The sequence below is a fragment of the Pseudomonas sp. NFX5 genome (genome assembly GCF_049132125.1).
Taxonomy (GTDB): Bacteria; Pseudomonadota; Gammaproteobacteria; order Pseudomonadales; family Pseudomonadaceae; genus Aquipseudomonas; species Aquipseudomonas marginalis.
Genome location: NZ_JAFMZG010000044.1, coordinates 428138 through 441421 on the forward strand (window position 1 = coordinate 428138; position 13284 = coordinate 441421).

Sequence of the window (13284 nt, forward strand, 5' to 3'; positions counted from 1 at the left end):
TCACGGCTGGTTCTCAGCGACGGCCGGCTGCAGGGACGCCGCGAATGACTGATCGAACAGATTGGCTGCCGGGTACGACTTGACCAACCCTTGGCCGGCAAAAAAGTCCACGGTCTTTTGCGCCTCTACTGGCGACTGCGCCGTCACGGGCTCGACGGTCGTGCGCGCACGGGCAAACCAGGCCCGCGCGATACCGGCGTCCGCACGTGTACGCCTGGCCCACGCATCGGCATAGGCGTCGGTGTTGGCCGGGGTTTGGCGAGCCCAGTCACGCGCCTTTTTCAGGCGCTGGAGAAAATCGCTGATCTGCACACGCTTGGCTTCGACGGCACGGGCGTTGGCTGCAATGAAGCTCTGGGCCGGGATCAACCCGTCAGCCGTCGCGAGCACCCGCGCGCCTTGGCGTTCCTGCTGCGTAACGTAAGGTTCCCAGGTGGCGATAACGTCCACCGAACCGCCTTCCAAGGCATGGGAGGCGTCCAGCGCACTGAGGTAGCGCAACTCCAGTGAATCCGATGGCACGCCGGCTTTATCCAGCGCAGTCAACAGCAGTTGCTGGCTCCAGGAGCCTTTCCAGATCGCCGCACGTTTGCCTGCAAGGTCCGCAAGAGTCCTGATGGGTGAATCGTTTTTCACCAGAATGGCCACGCCGTCGAGATTTTGCCGACTGACCGCAATCACCTTGATGGGCGCGCCTAATGCGCCCAGGAACAGCACGGGCGCATCACCCAGCAAGCCAATGTCCAGGCTGCCGACGTTGAGTGCTTCGGCAACCGGCGACCCGGCGGTGAACTGCTTCCATTCAAGGGTATAGGGCAGGTCTTCAAGCACCCCCGCCGCTTCCATCGCGGCCTGGGCGTTGTAGCTTTGGTCGCCCACCACCAGCGTTTGCGCATTCGCGGTCAGGCACAGCAATACGGCCGCCAACCCGGCCGCCAGTCTCGTCAGGTAACGCACGTTCGTCTCCAGATGCCTTGCCAGGCCGTTCAAGTCGATCCGCGCGTACGGTCTCGGGTGTGTTCACAGGAATAATCTGCCCACACCATAAGGACCGGATCGGCCGCTGTAAACTTCTTATAATGCATAACGTAATTCTATAATAATGCACTTGTCGCATTTTAAGGCCGGCGTGCACCATCTGTTTCCAGCATACCCCATGCTCAAACGTCATAATCCCCGCCCCGCCTGCATGGTAATCTCGCGCGACCACGAATAGACATAGATCGTCACATGACGATGACCAGAGCCAGGAAAGAACATGCCCAAAAAATCTCACTCGACGCTGCGCCGCAACTTCCGCGAACTGCTGGCCAAGCCGAGCTGCGTTGAAACCGCTTCCGTATTCGACCCCATGTCCGCCCGTATCGCGGCAGACCTGGGGTTTGAGGTGGGTATCCTGGGAGGGTCAGTTGCGTCGTTGCAGGTACTGGCAGCACCCGACTTTGCCTTGATCACGCTGAGTGAGTTCGTCGAGCAGGCTACCCGTATCGGCCGCGTCGCCCAGTTGCCTTTTATTGCCGATGCCGACCACGGTTACGGCAATGCACTCAACGTGATGCGCACCGTCGAAGAGCTTGAGCGCGCCGGCGTTGCGGCATTGACGATTGAAGACACGCTGCTGCCTGCACAATTCGGGCGTAAATCCACCGACCTGATTTCCATCCAGGAAGGCATCGGCAAGGTCCGCGCCGCCCTGGAAGCCCGTGTCGATCCTGAACTGTCGATCATCGCCCGGACCAACGCCGGCGTGTTGTCCACCGAAGCGGTGATCGAACGCACCCGGGCTTATCAGAAAGCCGGTGCCGACGGCATCTGCATGGTGGGTGTCAGCGACTTCGGGCACCTGGAGAAGATCGCGGAAAACCTCACCGTGCCGCTGATGCTGGTGACCTACGGCAACCCCAAGCTCAACGACGCCCAGCGTTTGGCGGATTTGGGCGTGCGCGTGGTGGTTGCCGGCCATGGCGCGTACTTTGCGGCGATCAAGGCTACTTACGACAGCCTCCGCGCCCAGCGCCAGCTGACCCACAGCACCTCGAACCTCAGCGCGACGGAACTGACCCATACCTACACGCTGCCTGAGAGTTACGTGGCGTGGGCCAAGGAATTCATGGACGTGGAAGAGTAATAAGGAAGCCGTGTTGGAGAGGGCGTTGCTCCCTCTCCACCACTTAAACGCGATCAGCCCACCCAGCCGACAGCCGTCTTCGGAATAACCTCCGACTCATCCAGTTTCGACGCAAACATACTCACGGCCTGCACCGCATCACTGGTGCTGGTGCGGATCTGCAAAATCACCGAACCCGCCTGGTCGGCCAGGTTCACGCCGCGTTGCGCGCCCTCTTGGGTGGAGCTCATGCTGGCCACCGCGTCGCGGGTTTCCGACAGGATCATGCCGATCATTTCGGCGATTTCCGCAGTCGAGCGGCTGGTACGCCCCGCCAACTGCCTGACCTCATCGGCCACCACGGCAAAACCACGCCCTTGGTCGCCCGCACGGGCAGCCTCGATGGCCGCGTTGAGGGCCAACAGGTTGGTTTGGTCGGCGATGCCTCGAATGGTATTGACGATGGCGGTAATTTGCTCGGAGCGCTCGCCCAATTGCCCGACCAGACGCGCCGACGCGCCGATGTTCTCCGCGATCCGGCGCATTTCAGCGGCGGTTTCATGGATTACCTGGGTGCCATGTTCGGCAAACCGCTCGGTCTCGGAGGAAATATGGTAGGCCCGGGAGGCGCCGCGTGAGTCTTCCTCGAACTTTTCCACGCGTTCAGTGATGTCACTGGCAAACTTGACGATCTTGATCAGCGTGCCGTCGCCGTCGTAGACCGGGTTGTAACTGGCCTCCAGCCACGCGACACGGCCATGCTTGCCGAGACGTTTGAATTGCCCGGTGAAAAATTCACCGTTGTTCAAGCGTCGCCAGAAGTCGGTGTACTCGCTGCTGTTGATCAGGCTGGGTTCGCAAAACAGGCGGTGGTGCTTGCCTTTGATTTCGGCCAGCGTATAGCCCATGACGTGCAGAAAGTTCTCGTTGGCGTCCAGCACCTGACCGTTCAAGTCGAACTCGATCACTGCCATGGCCCGATCCACTGCGGCCAGTTTGCTGCGGGTCGCCGCCTCCTGTTCGACTTTGGCGGTGACATCCAGGGCGTACTTGACCACTTTCAGCACTTGGCCACGCTCATCCAGTACCGGGTTGTAGCTGGCTTCCAACCAGACCGTCTTGCCGTGGGCATCCACGCGCTTGAAGGTGCCCGATACGAACTTACCGGCCTTGAGCTCACCCCAGAACTGGCTGTAGGCGGGGCTGTTGGTCAGCGCCGGCAAGCAAAAGTCCCGGTGGGATTTGCTCGCCAATTGGTCGCGACTGTAGCCCAGGGTTTTCAGGAAGTTATCGTTGGCACGCAGGACCTTGCCGTTGAGGTCGAATTCGACGACCGCCATGGAGCGTTCCAGGGCGCTGATCAGTCCTTTGTACTCGGTGACTTCGGCCGTCCTGGCCGCCAGTTCGGTTTTGAGTGTTGTATTGAACATGACGAGCCCTCAGCCGTGCGGAAAAACCTGTGTCTTGACTCGCTATCGGCTGGGAAATACGCGACTTTAAGGGGCGCAGCAGGATTATTTTCTGGCGTCAAATTATTGCTTGAGCCCGCAGGATTCAAGGCTTTGCGGCAAGCGAAGCCAAGCGCTCCCGCATACCGGTACTGGCCGCCGGGCCGGCCTGCAACACACAGTCCTCCAACGCTACGATGTGTCCCTCTGCACTCGCCAACATCGGCTGCACCGGCCGCCCCGTGTCCCGCTCGACCAACTCGACACTGGTGCCTTCTTCGGCGTAATGCCGGTTACCCCACGCCACCAGCGACATCAGCACCATGCGGAAATCCTCGCCCTTGGCGGTCGGCACATATTCATAGCGCGGCGGCCGCTCACTGTAGGCCCTGCGCTCCAGCATCCCCGCCTCCACCAACGCTGTCAGGCGGCGCGTGAGCATGTTTGGCGCAATGCCCAGGCTGCGCGAGAACTCATCGAAGCGGCGCAGCCCCTGCAACGCGTCGCGCATGATCAGGATGCTCCACCACTCCCCTACCCGGTCGAGGCTGCGGGCGATGGGACATTCGTCGCGGGTCAGGGACTTGCGTTGCATAAAGGTTCCTAGGGGCCGGTGCACAGTTGTGTGACGCCATGTTACTTTCATCATGATAGTGACGTCCATAAGGTCTGGACCCTCAACGTAACCGGAGTCGATTGATCATGAGTAAACGTATCGTTGTGACAGGCATGGGTGCGCTGACACCGTTGGGCGCTGACGTGGAGTCAACCTGGAAACGCCTGTTGAACGGGCAGTCGGGCATTCGTCGCCTGCCTGAAGAACTGATCGGCGACCTGGCCATCAGCATCGGCGGCCAAGTGCAGAGCGTGCTGCAGGACCCTGAAGCCGGGTTCGATCCTGATCGCCTGCTGGCGGCAAAAGAGCAGCGCAAGATGGACCGTTTTATCCTGTTCGCCCTGGCGGCGGCCGACGAAGCCCTGAAGCAGGCCGGCTGGGCACCGAACACCGCGCAGCAGCAGGAACGCACCGCCACCATTATTGCCTCGGGCGTCGGCGGTTTTCCGGCCATCGCCGAGGCGGTACGTACCACCGACAGCAAGGGGCCGCGACGTTTGTCGCCGTTCACCATCCCATCGTTCCTGAGCAACATGGCCGCCGGGCATGTGTCGATCAACTATGGCTTGAAAGGCCCGCTGGGAGCGCCGGTCACGGCCTGCGCGGCGGGGGTGCAGGCCATTGGCGACGCCGCGCGGATGATCCGTGCGGGCGAAGTGGATGTGGCAGTGTGCGGGGGCGCCGAAGCGGCGATCCACCGGGTCAGCCTGGGCGGCTTCGCCGCTGCACGGGCCTTGTCCAGCGCCTTCAACGACGCCCCCGAGCGCGCCTCGCGCCCGTTCGATCAAGCGCGTGACGGCTTTGTGATGGGCGAAGGCGCCGGCATCCTGGTCATCGAGGAGCTGGAACACGCCCTGGCACGCGGTGCCCGGCCTATTGCCGAATTGGTGGGCTATGGCACCAGTGCCGATGCCTACCATATGACCGCCGGCCCGGAAGACGGCGACGGTGCGCGCCGGGCGATGACGCAGGCGTTGCGTCAGGCGGGGATCGAGGCGTCTGCGGTGCAGTACCTGAATGCCCACGCCACCTCGACCCCGGTGGGCGACAAAGGCGAACTGGCAGCCATCAGGACCGTATTCGGTGCCGGTGGCCCCCTGGCGATCAGCTCGACCAAGTCCGCCACCGGCCACTTGCTCGGGGCAGCAGGCGGGATCGAGGCGGTCTTCACCGTACTTGCCCTGCGCGATCAGGTCGCGCCGGTGACCCTCAACCTGGAACACCCGGATGACCTGGCCGAGGGCCTGGACATGGTGCGCGGTGATGCGCGGCCGATGGCGATTGAATACGCGCTGTCCAACGGCTTCGGGTTTGGTGGCGTAAATGCCAGCGTGTTGTTCCGCCGCTGGGTATAAGCCAGCGGTTTGCCCCTGGGATTGTTTTCGGGGACCATGGCGCCTTTCCGTTACTGCCAACAAGAGGCGCCCATGGCCAACCACGACCTGTCCTACACCCCCGATCCGGATGCCGACTCGATTTCCTCCGACGTTGTCGGTTTCAACGGCATCCTGGTCTCCACCCAGATCCCGACCCGCGCCGACGGCAGCCTGGAACTGGGCGATATCACCCTGCAAAGCGAATGCACCCTGCAAGCGCTGAAAGTCGCGCTGGAAAAAGCCGGCAGCTCCATAGACCGGGTCATGCACCTGACCATTTATCTGACCGATATGGCCGACCGCGCCGCCTTCAATGAGGTCTACAAGCGCTTCTTTGCCAAGCCCTGGCCCGTGCGTGCGGCGGTTGGCGTGGCTGCGCTGGCGGTAGACGGCATGCGTGTGGAAGTCACCGCGATGGCCGCTCAAGCCTGAAGTAATGCCGGTCAGGCATTTCACAGCTACAATGCGCGCCTCAACCGTGACAAGCCTGACTAAAAAAACTATGTCCTTGCCCAAGCATCACCTGGAATTGCTCAGCCCTGCCCGCGATGTCGCCATCGCGCGCGAGGCCATCCTGCATGGCGCCGACGCCATCTACATCGGCGGCCCGAGCTTCGGCGCGCGCCATAACGCGTGCAACGAAGTGAGCGATATCGCTCAACTGGTGGAATTCGCCCGTCGTTACCACGCCCGCGTGTTCACGACTATCAACACCATCTTGCATGACAACGAACTCGAAGCCGCGCGCAAGCTGATCCATCAGCTCTACGACGCCGGTGTCGATGCGTTGATCGTGCAAGACCTGGGCGTGATGGAGCTGGATATTCCGCCCATCGAGCTGCACGCCAGCACCCAGACCGACATCCGCACCCTGGGCCGCGCCAAGTTCCTCGACCAGGCCGGGTTCTCGCAGTTGGTGTTGGCCCGCGAGCTGAACCTGCAGGAAATCCGCGCCATCGCCGACGAGACCGATGCCGCCATCGAGTTCTTTATCCACGGCGCCCTGTGCGTGGCCTTCTCCGGGCAGTGCAATATCTCCCACGCGCAAAATGGCCGCAGCGCCAACCGTGGGGACTGCTCCCAGGCGTGCCGCCTGCCGTACACCTTGAAAGACGACCAGGGCCGCGTCGTGGCCTTTGAAAAGCACCTGTTGTCGATGAAAGACAACAACCAGAGCGCCAACCTGCGCGCGCTGGTGGAAGCCGGCGTGCGTTCGTTCAAGATCGAAGGCCGCTACAAGGACATGGGCTATGTGAAGAACATCACCGCCTATTACCGCCAGCGCCTCGACGAAATCCTCGAAGACCGTCCGGACCTGGCCCGCGCGTCCAGCGGCCGTACCGCGCACTTCTTCCTGCCCGACCCGGAAAAAACCTTCCACCGTGGCAGCACCGACTACTTTGTCAGCGACCGCAAGATCGACATCGGCGCCTTCGACACCCCGACCTTCACCGGTTTGCCGGTGGGTGTGGTGGAAAAAGCCGGCAAGCGTGACCTGCAAGTGATCACCCATGAGCCGCTGTCCAACGGCGACGGCCTCAATGTGCTGGTCAAGCGCGAAGTGGTGGGGTTCCGCGCCAACATCGCCGAGCCCAAGGGCGAGTTCGAGGAAGACGGTGAGAAGCGCTACCGCTATCGCGTCGAGCCGAATGAAATGCCGGCCGGCCTGCGTCAGTTGCGCCCGAACCACCCGCTGAACCGCAACCTCGACCACAACTGGCAGCAGGCGTTGCTCAAGACTTCGGCCGAACGCCGTATCGGCCTGTCATGGGTCGCGCGTTTGCGTGAAGAGCAGTTGGACGTCACCGCCACCAGTGAAGAAGGCATCCACGCCAGTGTCACCCTGCCCGGCCCGTTTGGCACGGCCAACAAGCCGGAGCAGGCGCTGGACACCCTGCGCGACCTGCTTGGCCAACTCGGTACCACCGAGTATCACGCCACCCGCATCGAACTGGATGCACCGCAGGCATTCTTCATCCCCAACTCGCAGCTCAAGGCATTGCGCCGCGAAGTGATCGAAGCCCTGACCGCCGCCCGTGTTGCCGCCCACCCCCGTGGCGGGCGCAAGGCCGAGACCACGCCGCCGCCGGTGTATCCGGAAGCGCACCTGTCGTTCCTGGCCAACGTCTACAACCAGAAAGCCCGCGACTTCTACCACCGTCACGGGGTGAAGCTGATCGACGCAGCCTTTGAAGCCCATGAAGAGAAAGGCGAAGTGCCGGTGATGATCACCAAGCACTGCCTGCGTTTCTCCTTCAACCTCTGCCCTAAACAGGCCAAGGGTGTCACGGGCGTGAAGACCAAGGTCGCGCCGATGCAGTTGATTCATGGCGACGAAGTGCTGACCCTGAAGTTCGACTGCAAACCCTGCGAAATGCACGTGGTGGGCAAGATCAAGGGGCATATCCTTGGCTTGCCACAGCCGGGCAGTGTGGTGGAGCATTTCAACCCGGAAAATATCATCTTTCAGGGCACGCACTGACCCTATGGGAGCGGGGCCACCACCAGCCCCGCTGCAACCCCGCCGCCGCCAGCAGGATCGCCGCCACCCCCAGCCATTGCAGCCAGCCCAGGCGATGCCCGAAGGCAATCCAATCGACGAAGATCGCCGCAGTCGGGTAGATAAACGACAGAGCGCCGGTGATGGCGGTGGGCAGTTTCTGGATCGCGCCATAGAGCAACACATACATCACGCCGGTGTGCACCACGCCGAGCGTGACCAATGCCGCCCAGGCGTTGGTGGTGACCGGCAAGCTATGCCAAGGTACCAGCGGCGCCAATAGCAGTGCGCCCGTCGTCACTTGGATCAACGCCATCAAATGCGGCGGTACGTCCTTCAAACGCTTGATGATCAGTGCGGCAATCGCGTACAGCAATGCCGCGCCCAGCGCCAGGGCGATGCCTGCAAGGTAATCGTCGCCGGTTGGCTGATCGCCATGGGCCGTGACAATCGCCAGCATTCCCAGGAACGCCAGGCTCAGCCACGCCAGTTTCTGCACGGTGATCTTTTCCCCGAGGAACAGCGCCGCCAGCATCACCAACATGAACGGCTGCACGTTGTACACCGCCGTGCTGATGGCGATCGAGGCGCGGGAATAGGATTCGAACAGCAGCAACCAGTTGCCGACAATCGCCACGCCACTGAGCATCGCCAGGCCGAACGTGGCCCAACTGAGCAGGTCCAGGCGCAGGTAGCCGAGCAGCGCGCACACCAGCAACAGGGTCAGGCCGCCGATCACGCAGCGCCAGAACACCACTTCGATCACCGACACGCCGGACACCAGCACAAACCAGCCGATGGTGCCCGAGATCAGCATGGCGGCGATCATTTCCCACGAACCGAGACGGATGGATGAATCCATGATTGATGCTCCTCAAGTGAGGCTCAATTATGGCAATCTGCTGGTGAGCGGCTCCAGTGGGTAAAAAAGGCAAAATCCAGAAATCACCTTTTCTTATTAGGCGAATACCATGATTGACACCATCGACCAGCAACTGATCGCCGCCCTGATGGATGACTCGCGGCTGTCCCTCAAGGCCCTGGCGGGCATCACCGGGCTGTCCTCGCCCAGTGTGGGCGAACGCCTGCGCCGCCTGGAAGAACGCGGCGTGCTGACCCACTACACCGTCGACATCGACCCCAGGCACTTCGGCTACCTGCTGCAAGCCATCGTGCGCATCCGCCCCCTGCCCGGCAAATTGCAGGAGGTGGAGCGGCAGATCCAGGCGATACCCGAATTCACCGAATGCGACAAGGTCACCGGCGAAGACTGCTTCATCGCACGCCTGCATGTGCGCACCATGGACCATCTCGACAGCCTGCTGGATCGGATCAATGCCTACGCCGAAACCAACACCGCCATCGTCAAGAAAACCCCGGTAAAGCGACGTTTGCCGCCGCTGACCAACGACTGAACAACAACACACCGATTCTTGTGGAGAGTGGGCCGGGTGTGGTGAGCGGGCTTGTTTGGGCAAGCAGGCTTCCTGTGGCAGGCAGGCTTGTTGTAGTAAGCAGGCCTGTTGTGGTGAGCGGGGCTGTTGTGGTGAGCGGGCTTGCCCCGCGCTGGGGCGCGAAGCGGCCCCTAAACCTGACCACTCACCATGCCTGGATAAACGCGGTGCCTTTATTGGGGCTGCTTCGCAGCCCAGCGCGGGGCAAGCCCGCTCACCACAACAAGCCCGCTCACCACAACAAGCCCGCTCACCACAACAGGCCCGTTCACCACAACAAGCTCACTCACCACAACAGGTCTGCTCACCACAACAGCCCCACCCACAACAGGAGCCTAGTCGTGAAGGGCCTTGGCGGCGGGCAGCAAACTTTGAAACTTGCGATAACGCGCCGCCAACACCGGCTGCTGCATCAGGTCAGGTGTGTACCGGGCTTTAACCGGCATCCCCGCCGCGAGTAACTCAGCCCCCTGCCCCATCGCCACAAACCCGAGCTTTGCCGCGCCAATACACGCGCTCAATTCACTGCCCTGCAAGGTGAAGATTTCCCGCTGCAGGATATTCGCCAGCAGCTGCGCCCAGTACTCACTGCGCGCACCACCGCCCACCAGGGCCAAAGCGGTAACGTCGGCGCCGGTCGATTGCACCGCGCGCAACGCATCGAGCAAACCGAAACCCACCCCTTCCATCACCGCGTAACCGAGCATCCCCGGCGTGCAATCGTGGCCCAGGTTCATAAAGCCGCCGCGCAGCATAGGATCATTGTGGGGCGTGCGTTCACCGGCCAGGTACGGCAGGAACAACGGCGTCCCTAAAGGCACGTGCTGCTCAATCGGCAATTGCGCCCGCACCTGCTCCAGTAACGTCTGTTCATCCGTCATACCCGTCAGCCGAGTAACCCAGCGCAGGCAACTGGCGCCGGCGAGCATGGCGCCCATGGTGTACCAGCGGTTGGGCAGCGCGTGGCAGAAGCTGTGCACTGCACTGGCCGGGTTGCCTGCAGCGTGATCGGTGATCGCAACAATGGCCGCGCTGGTGCCAAGGGTAATGAAGCCATCACCGGCATTGACCGCGCCGATGCCGACCGCCGCCACAGGGTTGTCACCGCCACCGCCGGCAATCACCACCTCAGCTGACAGGCCCAGTCCCGTGGCCGTCAACAACGCGCTCGCGGCACCACCCTCCACCAGCCTGGGCAATTGCCCGGGCGTAAGGCCTGTAGCGCGAACCATAGGGGTAAACCATGCCCGCCGCGCCACATCCAGCCACAACGTACCCGCCGCGTCGGACATCTCGCTGATGCGCTCGCCACTCAAGCGCAAGCGCAGGTAATCCTTAGGCGACAGCACGCAATCAATCGCCTGGAACACCTCGGGCTCATGCCGTTGCAGCCACAGCAGTTTCGGCGCGGTCAGCCCGGCCATGGGCAGGCTGCCGGTGACGTCGGCGAAGCCGGGACCCAGTTGTTCGGCCTCGGCCACGGCACGGGAGTCGTCCCACAGGATCGCCGGGTACAACACGCGGTTGTCCGCCCCCAGCAACACCGCGCCGTGCATCTGCCCCGACAGGCCGATACAGGCCACGCGGGTAAACGCCTCGTGTCCGCGCAGTTGCGCCAACGCCTGCAAGCAGGCTTGCCACCAGTCTTCCGGCGCCTGTTCAGACCAGCCGCTGTGCCGGCGCGACACGCTCAAGCGCACGCCGGCATGGGCCAGCACCGCGCCCGTGGCGTCCATGAGGATGGCTTTGAGTTCCGATGTGCCCAGGTCAATGCCCAGGGAAACAGGACTGTTCATGCGTGTGTTATTCCCATCAAGGACAGCCACAGGAGTTACGTAACTGCAGGGTCGGCGCCAGGCGCACGCTCTGGGGCGGTGCGTCAGGCGACGCCATACGTTGCAGCAACAGGTCGACCGCGCGGGCGCCAAGGGCCTTGACCGGCTGTGCGATCAGGCTCAGGCGCGGCACGAAAAAATCCGCCCAGTCAAAACCATCAAACCCCACCAGGGCCATTTGTCTCGGCACTTCAAGCTGCGCGTCACGCAGAGCGTGCATCGCGCCGAGGGTCATCAGGTTATTGCCGGCCATGATCGCCGTGGGTGGCGAAGCCAGGCCCAGCAACTGCGCCGTGGCTTGGCGCGCCGGTTCGGTGTTGGAGCCACCGTTGACCAGCAGCTGCGGATCGAAGGCCAGCCCCGCCGCGTGCAACGCCGCGCGGTAACCCGCTACCCGCTCATCCGTAGTACTGAAACCCGTGCGCCCGGCGATAAAGCCGATGCGGCGGTGCCCGTGACCGATCAGGTGCTCAATCAGGGCCTGGGTGGCCTGGGCATTCTCCACCCCGACCTGGTCAAACTGCTCGCTCATCATGCGGTCCACCAGCACCGCCGGAATCTCGTTGGCGCGCAGGTATTCCAGGGCCATCGAGCCGTTCGACGGCGCCAGCACGATACCGTCGACCCGCCGATGATGCAGCGCCATGACGACCCGCAGCTCCTGCTCCGGGTCGTCGTGGGTGTCGACAAACAGCATCATGTAGCCGTGCTTGGCGCACTCGGTTTCAATCGCGTGCACCGTCTCGCTGAAGTAATGGTTGGACAGCGCCGAGATCGCCACGCCGATCGTGTTGGTACTCGACCGCGCCAGCGAGCGCGCCAGGGTGTTGGGGATATACCCCAGCGCCTGGATCGCCCGCTGCACCGCCAGCACCGTGGCCGGGCTGACCTTGCGGGTGCCGTTCAACACGTGTGACACGGTCGACGTCGACACCCCCGCCCTGCTTGCCACGTCATCCATGGTCACCACGACGCTGTTCCTCTCACGCTATCAATGTTTACTCGACCAGCCACTGTACGTACCGACGTTGTCGCGGGTGATCAGTTTTGGCGTGAGCAGGGTCACCGCTTCGGCCGGGGCCTTGTCGTTGAGCAGGTCATTGCCGACATTCACCGCCGTCTGCGCCATGGCCCACGGGTCCTGGCTGGCTGACGCCTGGATCTGGGTATCGGTCTTCAGCGCGTTCTCGATATCCGGCGCGCCGTCCACCGAGGTGATGATGATGCCGCTGCGCTTGAGCTGCTTGGCCGCCAGGTCGCTGCCGATGGCCTGCGGGTCGTTGATCGCAAACAGGCCGTCGATTTTCGGGAAGCGCGTGAGGTAGCCCTGCATCACGTTCAGGCCGCCTTCGCGGGAGCCTTTGCCGTCCTGGTCGTCGGACAGCACCTTGATCTCCGGCGCGCCGGCCAATGCGGCTTTACAGCCTTTGACGCGGTCGGTCACGGCGGTGACTTGCGGGCCATTCTGGATAATCACGTTGCCCTTGCCGGCAAGCTTGTCCACCAGGTATTGGCAGGCCAGCTTGCCGGCTTCGACGTTGTCGGTCTGCACGGTGGCATTCACGCCCTTGGCGTCCACATCCACCGCCACCACGACGATGCCGGCATCGCGGGCTTTCTTGATCGCCGAGGCCATGGCCGAAGGGTCGACGGCGTTGATCAGGATCAGGTCGACCTTGGACGAGATAAAGTTGTCGATCTGCGAAAATTGCTTGCTCAGGTCATAGTCGGCGGACACCGAGGTGACCTTGACGTTGGGGTTCAGCTCCTTGGCCCGGGCCGTGGCGCCATCGGCCAGGGTCACGAAATACGGGTTGCCGAGCGAGCCCATGCTGATGCCCAGGGCCTTGAGTTCACGGGCCTCTGCGGCTTGGGACATCAGGGCAGCCAAGGCAATGACGGGAAACATGCGTTTAAGGTTCATGCGGGTCTCTCTTGTGATTGTTAT

12 protein-coding genes and 1 pseudogene are annotated in these 13284 nt (G+C 62.6%); 5 read left to right on the forward strand and 8 right to left on the reverse strand.

From position 1 onward, the window contains the following. Nucleotides 1-957 (reverse strand): ABC transporter substrate-binding protein, encoded by a 957-nt coding sequence (locus tag J1N02_RS30020; protein ID WP_098479526.1) that lies wholly within the window; start codon nt 955-957, stop codon nt 1-3. Nucleotides 958-1258: 301 nt separating this feature from the next. Between J1N02_RS30020 and J1N02_RS30025 the strand changes: the two genes are divergently transcribed. Further along, nucleotides 1259-2128, forward strand: coding sequence for an isocitrate lyase/PEP mutase family protein (locus tag J1N02_RS30025; RefSeq protein WP_169898060.1), 870 nt, complete (start codon nt 1259-1261; stop codon nt 2126-2128). Nucleotides 2129-2181: 53 nt separating this feature from the next. Here the strand turns inward: J1N02_RS30025 and J1N02_RS30030 are convergent, their stop codons facing one another. The 3 genes and pseudogenes from J1N02_RS30030 to J1N02_RS30040 all read right to left on the reverse strand — a co-directional run bounded on the left by J1N02_RS30030 (nt 2182) and on the right by J1N02_RS30040 (nt 4150). After that, nucleotides 2182-2766 carry a methyl-accepting chemotaxis protein gene (locus tag J1N02_RS30030; protein ID WP_223841639.1) on the reverse strand — a complete coding sequence of 195 codons (585 nt, stop codon included), beginning with the start codon at nt 2764-2766 and terminating at the stop codon, nt 2182-2184. A gap of 3 nt (nt 2767-2769) precedes the next feature. Further along, nucleotides 2770-3537 (reverse strand): annotated as a pseudogene (locus J1N02_RS30035) (PAS domain-containing protein); the annotation flags it as partial. Nucleotides 3538-3661: 124 nt separating this feature from the next. Continuing rightward, nucleotides 3662-4150 carry a winged helix-turn-helix transcriptional regulator gene (locus J1N02_RS30040; RefSeq protein WP_141157735.1) on the reverse strand — a complete coding sequence of 163 codons (489 nt, stop codon included), beginning with the start codon at nt 4148-4150 and terminating at the stop codon, nt 3662-3664. 107 nt (nt 4151-4257) lie between these two features. Between J1N02_RS30040 and fabF the strand changes: the two genes are divergently transcribed. From fabF to J1N02_RS30055, 3 genes are all read left to right on the forward strand, one after another. Continuing rightward, entirely contained in the window at nt 4258-5526 is a 1269-nt protein-coding gene (fabF, locus tag J1N02_RS30045) for a beta-ketoacyl-ACP synthase II (RefSeq protein ID WP_098479529.1), read from the forward strand. Between the two features lie 72 nt (nt 5527-5598). After that, a complete protein-coding gene (locus J1N02_RS30050) occupies nt 5599-5979 on the forward strand; it encodes a RidA family protein (protein WP_368960271.1) in 381 nt (126 codons plus the stop codon). Between the two features lie 70 nt (nt 5980-6049). Further along, entirely contained in the window at nt 6050-8029 is a 1980-nt protein-coding gene (locus tag J1N02_RS30055; protein ID WP_368960273.1) for a peptidase U32 family protein, read from the forward strand. Here J1N02_RS30055 and J1N02_RS30060 read toward each other — a convergent pair. Further along, on the reverse strand, nt 8007-8909 hold the full coding sequence (locus tag J1N02_RS30060) for a DMT family transporter (RefSeq protein ID WP_098479531.1): 903 nt from the start codon (nt 8907-8909) through the stop codon (nt 8007-8009). The genes J1N02_RS30055 and J1N02_RS30060 overlap by 23 nt on opposite strands. Before the next feature lie 109 nt (nt 8910-9018). Here J1N02_RS30060 and J1N02_RS30065 point away from each other — a divergent pair, with 109 nt between their 5' ends. Further along, a complete protein-coding gene (locus J1N02_RS30065) occupies nt 9019-9462 on the forward strand; it encodes an Lrp/AsnC family transcriptional regulator (protein ID WP_027605815.1) in 444 nt (147 codons plus the stop codon). Between the two features lie 374 nt (nt 9463-9836). On the opposite strand, the gene xylB is transcribed toward J1N02_RS30065, so the two are convergent. Genes xylB through J1N02_RS30080 form a run of 3 tightly spaced genes read right to left on the reverse strand, consistent with a single transcriptional unit; the run spans nt 9837 to nt 13260 of the window. Next, entirely contained in the window at nt 9837-11297 is a 1461-nt protein-coding gene (xylB, locus tag J1N02_RS30070; RefSeq protein WP_421148185.1) for a xylulokinase, read from the reverse strand. 16 nt (nt 11298-11313) lie between these two features. After that, nucleotides 11314-12306, reverse strand: a complete 993-nt coding sequence (locus J1N02_RS30075) for a LacI family DNA-binding transcriptional regulator (RefSeq protein WP_027605813.1) — start codon at nt 12304-12306, stop codon at nt 11314-11316. Nucleotides 12307-12327: 21 nt separating this feature from the next. Beyond that, nucleotides 12328-13260 (reverse strand): ABC transporter substrate-binding protein, encoded by a 933-nt coding sequence (locus tag J1N02_RS30080; protein ID WP_092358053.1) that lies wholly within the window; start codon nt 13258-13260, stop codon nt 12328-12330. Between the last annotated feature and the right edge of the window lie 24 nt (nt 13261-13284).

Bases quoted from the DNA above. Each gene is read 5' to 3' on its own strand.
- J1N02_RS30080 (WP_092358053.1), bottom strand. From the start codon at position 13,260: ATGAACCTTAAACGCATGTTTCCCGTCATTGCCTTGGCTGCCCTGATG.
- J1N02_RS30050 (WP_368960271.1), top strand. From the start codon at position 5,599: ATGGCCAACCACGACCTGTCCTACACCCCCGATCCGGATGCCGACTCG.
- xylB (WP_421148185.1), bottom strand. From the start codon at position 11,297: ATGAACAGTCCTGTTTCCCTGGGCATTGACCTGGGCACATCGGAACTC.
- J1N02_RS30065 (WP_027605815.1), top strand. From the start codon at position 9,019: ATGATTGACACCATCGACCAGCAACTGATCGCCGCCCTGATGGATGAC.
- J1N02_RS30025 (WP_169898060.1), top strand. From the start codon at position 1,259: ATGCCCAAAAAATCTCACTCGACGCTGCGCCGCAACTTCCGCGAACTG.
- J1N02_RS30040 (WP_141157735.1), bottom strand. From the start codon at position 4,150: ATGCAACGCAAGTCCCTGACCCGCGACGAATGTCCCATCGCCCGCAGC.
- J1N02_RS30060 (WP_098479531.1), bottom strand. From the start codon at position 8,909: ATGGATTCATCCATCCGTCTCGGTTCGTGGGAAATGATCGCCGCCATG.
- fabF (WP_098479529.1), top strand. From the start codon at position 4,258: ATGAGTAAACGTATCGTTGTGACAGGCATGGGTGCGCTGACACCGTTG.
- J1N02_RS30055 (WP_368960273.1), top strand. From the start codon at position 6,050: ATGTCCTTGCCCAAGCATCACCTGGAATTGCTCAGCCCTGCCCGCGAT.